Source organism: Verrucomicrobiia bacterium (assembly GCA_035629175.1).
Taxonomy (GTDB): Bacteria; Verrucomicrobiota; Verrucomicrobiia; order Limisphaerales; family DASXHY01; genus DASXHY01.
Genome location: DASPIL010000031.1, coordinates 90,184 through 96,242 on the forward strand (window position 1 = coordinate 90,184; position 6,059 = coordinate 96,242).

The following is a 6,059-nucleotide window of genomic DNA, read 5'->3' on the forward strand; positions in this document are numbered from 1 at the left end:
TTTGAATGTTCATCGTTGATACACTGATCCTCATAACGGGCCTGTTGCTGCTGTTCGGAATTGTTTCCAGCAAGCTTTCCACCAGGCTTGGAATGCCCGTTCTTGTGCTGTTCCTGCTTGTTGGCGTGCTCGCCGGCTCCGAAGGCATTGGTGGTATTGAGTTCGAAGACTACAAGCTCGCACATGCCATCGGAACGGTCGCGTTGGCGATGATCCTCTTCGACGGTGGACTGGGAACTTCGGCCGCTGCCATTCGGATCGCGTGGAAGCCATCCATCCTCCTCGCCACAGTCGGCGTCATATTGACCGCGGTGATCACGGGCGTGGCCGCGACCTGGATCCTGGGAGTCAGCCTTCTCGAAGGCATGCTGCTGGGCAGTATTGTTGGTTCGACTGACGCATCCGCGGTGTTTTCCATTCTACGATGGGGCGGAGTCGGTTTGCCGAAGAAGATCGCTTCCGTGCTCGAAGTTGAAAGCGCATCCAACGATCCAATGGCCATTTTCCTGACCGTTGGGTGCATTGAACTGCTGTTGGGGAACGTGGAAATGGGTCCTGGATTGCTCAAGCTGTTCGCGTTACAAATGACAATCGGCGCAATCCTTGGCATCGCGGGTGGCTATGCGGCTGTCTGGACCGTGAACCGGATTGAGCTCGGTGCGGCAGGAATGTATCCCGTCCTCGTGAGCGCCTTCGGCCTGCTGACTTACGGTGCGGCGGTGCAACTGGGCGGCAGCGGGTTCCTTGCGGTCTACCTGGCAGGCGTCATCATTGGCAATAAAAAGCTGATGTTCCAACAGGGCATTCGACGATTCCACGATGCCATTGCCTGGCTCGCGCAGATCATCATGTTCGTTACGCTCGGCTTGCTCTGTTTCCCGAGTCGTTTGCTCGAGGTGAGCGGCAAGGCGGTGTTGATCAGCCTGGTTCTTATTTTCGTTGCGAGGCCTGTCTCCGTGGTGCTTTCGGTCCTGCCGTTTCGATTCAAGTGGAACGAGCTGACGTTTATGTCGTGGGTTGGATTGAAAGGCGCCGTTCCGATTACACTGGCGACGTTCCCGTTGATGTTCGCCACCGGCGAGAGATCACTCCAGGCGCAATTGATCTTCGACGTGGTGTTTTTCATTGTCGTCGTGTCGGCCGTCGTCCAGGGCACGAGCCTGGCCCCGGTTGCAAAATGGCTGGGATTGGAAACGCCGCGCGAACCTGAGCCTCCCGTGAACCTTGAGATCAGTTCGTTGCGCAACGTTGATGGCGAAGTTCTGGATTATGCCATCACCGACGATTCGCGCGCTGCGGGTCGGCAGGTCAAGGATCTCGCGTTGCCCGGCGGAGTGGTCATCGCGCTGATCGCGCGGGGCGAACAAATCATACCGCCCCAGGGGCTCACGCGCATCCATGCAGGCGATCACGTCATCCTCGTATTGCGCCCCGGCACGAAACCGCTCGTGGATCAGGTGTTTGGACGGAATCCCCCTGAACGAGCCTCAGTGCCGTCCACGGCAGAGTTCCCGTTCCGAGGCTCGACGAGGGTTGGGGAACTGGAGGAGTTTTATTCCATCTCGATGGAAGAAGACAATGAAACGACGCTGGACCAACTGATGCGAAAGAAACTTGCGCCTGACGAACCCCAGTTGAATGCCATCGTTGAAATCAGCTCGCTTCGATTTCGGGTCCAACGACTGGCCCCTGATGGGAAGATTGAGTTGGTGGGGATGTCGATCCTGGAATAAACGCGGAGTGCGCCGGTGAGGAGAACGGCTTAGGCGAATGACGCTAATGTTCGCGAATTGAAGAGAGCAACTTCAACCACGAATCACACGAACCACACGAAAAGAGGGCAGCGGAAAATAAATCTAACCGCGGACGAACACGGATTCAGAGACAGCTTCCTCTGCCTTTTCTCTGCTACCTCTGCGTGCTCCTGTTAAAGGTCTTATCTTCGCACTCTTCCCCGTCACGGGCACACTCGGACAACGTTTCAAATTGATTTGCCTTACGCCGCCTTGGCTTTGGCCTGGGCACCGGATCGCACAACCTTGATAGGTTCCGGCGTTTTGTAATGTCGCTTGAGTCCAACCTCGGTCAGCAACTTGGCAGGAACCCGCGAGATGAATTCTGGAAAGCTGCGTTCAACGCGATCGCGAAGGAGCTTCTGTCCGGATTTAGAAGCCCAGAATTCCTCTTCGATTTTCGACAGGGCGATCCCGGCTTCCTCAGGCGAAAGCGTCTCGTGTTTGGCCAGGATCCAAACGAGTTCCTTGTCGCCGGGCATGGCCACGGGGAATGGCGCAAACTTGGGTTTGAATTCCTCTTCCTCGGCCTGGTCCGCAGTGGCGTTGGGATTGACGCGCACTTCGCCTGTGAACTGGGCGCCATCGGTCAGGGCAAGTTCCACGGTCAGCGTCTTTTCTTTCTTGTTCGGACGCACGGTGACGTCGCCATCGCCGAAGGTTTGCGTCAGTTGCCGTTTCACTTCTTCAATGCTCTTCGGTTCGAGATCCGGAATTTCCAAGTGCTGGCAGAACTTCTCGAATGCGGTGACGCGGGCTGTGGCTTTGAGTTCGTTTTCGACGGCGCCGTAGATTTTGTCGGCGAGTTTCGGGTCGTGCGTGGCCTTCGGCAGGACGCGTTTCAGGAGTTCGAGCAACTGGGCTTCGTTAGCTTTTTTAGGTTCTTTTTTCATGCGGCGAAAATGGAACTCCGTTTTATCACGGAAGCAGCAAAGGGCAAGAACTTGAACGGGAACGAAGTGGAAAAAAATTTTGCCCGCCGGCGAACGTCGCGTCGCGATGTTTGTAATCACGTAAGGGCCGCCATCTGCGAGCGAACTGAGCGGGAAAGGGCACTACGCCGCGAGTCGGGAGGATCCGCGCTGATTCATTTGAAGCGCAGCGCGGTAGTTGGGACCACCAAAACGGGAGGGGCCTAGCGGTTGCGGCGCTTCATTGCCATAAAGGCGGCACCGAGGGCACCGAGAGCGAAGATCGAAGGTTCAGGAATCGGGACGAGATAAAGATTCTTGTCGATGCCGATGATGAACGAGTCGCCCGCAGCAATCAGACGGTCCCATTGAAATGCCCAGGTTGCGTCGCCAGTCATCGGACCCGAATTGTCGTTCAGCGTTGTCGGTGCGCCATCGTTAAGCGAGTTGAGGATGGTGGGGAAACTGGAAACCTGACCGTGATTCGCGCCCGATGTCAGGACCGTATCGACCGTTCCGAGATTGGAAGGCTTGAACTGCAAGGCTTCGTTGTAAAAGCCCTGGATGTTCTTTCCGAGCTGCACCGTGTCATTGGCCGATGATCCCGCCAGGTCGAAGTCCGCGTACTGGAAGAAATGAAAATCGAGTGCTGACCCGGAAAGGTTGGTGATCTTGACCTGCTCGGAAACACTGGAGACGCCGCTGCCCGATGAACCACCCACGAGCGAGTAGCTCGTCTCGATGCTGAACATGGCGTTGCCATACAGCACATTCAGTGTGTTCGCGGTCGGCTGTGACTGGCTGATCAACGGGAGCGTGCTCAGCGCGCTTTCGCCACCAACGCTGCCCACGCGAAGGTAAAAGCTTTGCAATACCAGCTGGCTCACGCCGTCGACGAGCCACGTGGTCATCAATTGATCGCTCGTGGGATTGATGACAAGGGAGCTGTTGCTATCAGTGAGCTTTGCCGGCGCCGCAAGCGCAGGAGAAGGCGCAGCGAGAACCAGCGCGGAAACGGCGGCCAGGCAAGCCTGACTCTTTACCCCAAAACGAGTGCGTTGCGTGTTTTTCATTCTTCTCCTGTGTGTTGTGAAGGGTTGTCCTCCTTTTGGGCAAAGCTGTCAAGGGATTAGTCAGAAAAACTTCGGGGGAATTGTCCGTATTTTCCGAGGAGAAACGGCTCAGGTGGGGTGAGTTCCCCGTTCGCATCCCTGCACCCGCTTTTTTTGGGGTGCCAAAGTTCACGGGAAACCAATGTTTGGGACAGCTCGTCTCAAATTTCATGCTGAAGCCGATTGCCGCTGCCGCTTGGGACGTTCGCAAGGCAGCGCACCTGCTGAATCGCGCGGGGTTCGGCGGAAAGCCTGTGGAAGTTGCGCGATTCACCGAACTCGGCGCTTCCGCCGCTGTTGAGGAGCTGGTTGATTTCCAGCGGATTCCGGATCCCACGGCGGATCCCGAATGGGCAAAGCCTGATCCCGAACGCATTCAACGTCTGGCCGACTTGCGCAAGGCTCCTGAACCTGAACGTCGTGAACTCCAAAGGCAGGAACAGCGATTGCAACGGGAACGGCTTTTGGAATTGCGCCTGTGGTGGCTGAATCGCATGGCTTTTGGCCCGCGGCCGCTGCAGGAGAAGCTGACCCTCTTCTGGCATGGGCATTTCGCAACGAGCTTCGAGAAGGTGCGCGATGCCTACTACATGTGGCGCCAAAATGAGCTTTTCCGCCGAATTGCCGTCGGCAACTGGCGCGACATTCTTGTCGAGGTCGGAACCGATCCCGCCATGTTGATCTGGCTCGACCAGGGACAAAGCCGCAAGGAAAAGCCGAATGAGAACTTCGCACGTGAAGTGATGGAGTTATTTGCGCTCGGCGAAGGTCATTACACGGAAAAGGACGTTGCTGAGGCGGCCCGCGCCTTCACGGGTTGGACACTTGATCGGGCAGCGCAGCGGTTCGTCACCCGCCCACGATGGCACGACGAGGGCGAGAAAGTCATTCTGGGGAAAACTGGCAACTTCACTGGCGAGGACGTTATTGAAATCATCGTGAATCGCCCTGAAGCCGCCACCTTCATCACGGGAAGACTGTGGCAGTTTTTCACGGGCGAATTTCCCGCCCCTGCTCTCAATGCGGCGTTGGCTGCCGAGTTCCGACGCTGCGACAAGATGGTCGGGGCGTTCCTGCGAACGATGTTCCTTTGCGAAGAGTTCTACGCGCAAGCTGTCATCGGTAATCAGGTGAAGAGTCCTGTTCAATGGCTGGTTGGAAGCGTGCGGCTCCTCGAGCGGCAAATGCCAACGCCCCGATTCTGTTTGGATTTGTTGCGTTCGCTCGGACAGGAACTTTTCGCTCCGCCGAATGTAAAAGGCTGGGACGGCGGCACGAGTTGGATCAGCACGAACACCCTTATGGCGAGATACACCGCTGTTCCGGTTTTGGTCGATGGCGAAGCGCCACCGCAGCCCCGCCGTGAAGGAAATCCCGATCGCCCCCAGCGACGCCAGCGGCCAGCGCTCAAGGGCGGCATCGATCCGATGCTTCTTTTTTCATCGGCCGAGCGCGCGGACAAACGGGTGTTCCTGGACGCGCTGCAACAACGCCTGCTTCAAGGTCAACTTCGCGGAAAGGCTGCGGAACAACTTCGGGAATATGTGGAATCGGCGGCAAGCCTCGACCCTGAAACGATCAAGGGGGCAATCCGTTTGGTGTTGGGCACAACCGACTATCAATTGAGCTGACATGAAAAAGATCACCTTGCAAACCCGGCGTGAATTCTTGCGAGGAACGCTGCTCACGAGTGCGCTGTCGTGGACTGTTCCCGCGTTCCTCGCCAATACGTTTTCATCGATCCAGGCTGACGCCGCGGATCGGACGACGCAGGTCATCACAGGACGCGATGGTTCAATCCTGGTCGTGCTGCAAATGGCTGGCGGTAACGACGGGTTGAACACCGTGATTCCTATCGGTAATGAATTTTACGAGGAGGCTCGGCCGCGGCTGCGAATCGACCCAAGCCAATCGCTGAAGTTGAACGACGGTTTTGGATTCCATCCTGCGCTGAGAGGACTCAAGGAGTTGTTTGATGCTGGACAGTTGGGAGTCATCCACGGCGTCGGGTATCCAAACCCGAATCGATCCCATTTTCGATCCACGGAAATTTGGCAGACTGCGAGCGACTCCGAACGGTTTGAGAAACACGGCTGGATCGGGCGCTATTTTGATCATGCGTGCGGTGGTGCAGAACCCACCATCGGGGTGAACGTCGGCCGGCAGGTGCCGCAGGCATTTGCGGCGCGCACGCCGAAGGGTGTCAGCCTCGACAACCCGCGCAATTACCGCGTGCCGGATTT

At 57.0% G+C, this 6,059-nt stretch carries 5 protein-coding genes; 3 read left to right on the plus strand and 2 right to left on the minus strand.

The window, feature by feature from the left end:
• Positions 1 to 5 precede the first annotated feature (5 nt).
• Positions 6 to 1,733 carry a potassium/proton antiporter gene (locus VEH04_05260; GenBank protein HYG22173.1) on the plus strand — a complete coding sequence of 576 codons (1,728 nt, stop codon included), beginning with the start codon at positions 6 to 8 and terminating at the stop codon, positions 1,731 to 1,733.
• 263 nt (positions 1,734 to 1,996) lie between these two features.
• On the opposite strand, the gene VEH04_05265 is transcribed toward VEH04_05260, so the two are convergent.
• Together VEH04_05265 and VEH04_05270 are read right to left on the minus strand one after the other, a co-directional pair.
• Positions 1,997 to 2,686, minus strand: a complete 690-nt coding sequence (locus VEH04_05265; protein ID HYG22174.1) for a hypothetical protein — start codon at positions 2,684 to 2,686, stop codon at positions 1,997 to 1,999.
• Between the two features lie 242 nt (positions 2,687 to 2,928).
• Positions 2,929 to 3,777: a PEP-CTERM sorting domain-containing protein gene (locus tag VEH04_05270; protein HYG22175.1), complete on the minus strand. Its 849-nt coding sequence runs from the start codon at positions 3,775 to 3,777 to the stop codon at positions 2,929 to 2,931.
• 209 nt (positions 3,778 to 3,986) lie between these two features.
• Between VEH04_05270 and VEH04_05275 the strand changes: the two genes are divergently transcribed.
• Both VEH04_05275 and VEH04_05280 read left to right on the plus strand, forming a co-directional pair.
• Positions 3,987 to 5,447, plus strand: coding sequence for a DUF1800 domain-containing protein (locus VEH04_05275; GenBank protein ID HYG22176.1), 1,461 nt, complete (start codon positions 3,987 to 3,989; stop codon positions 5,445 to 5,447).
• Between the two features lies 1 nt (position 5,448).
• Positions 5,449 to 6,059 (plus strand): hypothetical protein (locus tag VEH04_05280; protein HYG22177.1); only part of this gene is annotated, 611 nt, incomplete at its 3' end.